Annotated in this window: 2 protein-coding genes; one reads left to right on the top strand and one right to left on the bottom strand. The window is 49.8% G+C overall.

Features of this window, described 5'->3' with window-relative positions; all coding sequences use genetic code 11:
* Positions 1-59: 59 nt before the first annotated feature.
* Positions 60-320 (bottom strand): preprotein translocase subunit SecG, encoded by a 261-nt coding sequence (gene secG, locus QVO51_RS01960; protein WP_022357014.1) that lies wholly within the window; start codon positions 318-320, stop codon positions 60-62.
* A 294-nt stretch (positions 321-614) separates the two neighbouring features.
* On the opposite strand from secG, the gene QVO51_RS01955 reads away from it, so the two are divergent.
* On the top strand, positions 615-871 hold a 257-nt coding region (locus QVO51_RS01955; RefSeq protein WP_288167749.1), incomplete at its 3' end, for a hypothetical protein.

The following is an 871-nucleotide window of genomic DNA, read 5'->3' as shown; positions in this document are numbered from 1 at the left end:
TGCAATCTGACGAAAAATCTGTTGACACATCTACTGTACAGCCTTTATGCGGTGTTGCCTTAGAACTTGATATACACCGGAAGAATGTTCACCAGCAGTGTGGCTACAAAGAAGATGATGAGCAGAACCCAGGTGAATTTGGAAAGGATGGCTTCCTTCGTTCTGCCGGCATTCTTCCCGTAGAAGGAATCGTTGCTGGCGCCGGTGATGGCGGATGTCATGTTCTGATCCTGGTTCTGATCCTGCATCATGCAGAGAACGGTGGCCAGTACAACTGTAATCAGCAGCAGAATGCCGCCGATCAGTTCAAGAATATTCATATTTGTTTCTCCTCCTGTATCCGATTGGATCTTGTTTTTATGCATAGTACGGATGCCGGATAGCTGTGCTTTCTGTGGGCATCCGGGTTTCTAATCAAGTATATCACATCCGGCGAAAAAATGCAAGACCTTTTTGTAAATTTTCCAAATTTTCATGTACCAATCTCGTTTTGAGCATATTCGCCAAAAAAGACGGACAAAATTAAAACACATTGTACATGTTGACAAAGCGCAGGTTCGGTGCTATACTAAAAGTAATGAATGGAATCCGACTGGTCGATGGGGGTGTTGAGCATGATGGGTTTGCAGAAAGGGCTGGCAGCAGGCCTTGCGCTGCTGCTTCTGACTGCCGCCGGATGCGGCGCAATGGACAACAGGGAACAGACTGCACAGGTGTCTCCGCCAGTGTCCGTGGCACAGGCACGGGCTGAGAATACCGGGGTGTACCGGGCACCGAGGGCTCCTGCTGCCACCGCTGCGGCAACAGAGGCACCGATCCAGACAACTGCGCCTGTTCAGATCACCACTGCCAGGATCACCACCACGGCTTT

It is taken from the genome of Ruminococcus sp. CAG:379 (assembly GCF_000434255.1).
In the GTDB taxonomy this organism is placed as follows: domain Bacteria; phylum Bacillota; class Clostridia; order Oscillospirales; family Ruminococcaceae; genus Ruminococcus_F; species Ruminococcus_F champanellensis.
Note: the sequence above shows the minus strand (reverse complement) of the source record. Positions and strands in the feature narration are given on the sequence as shown.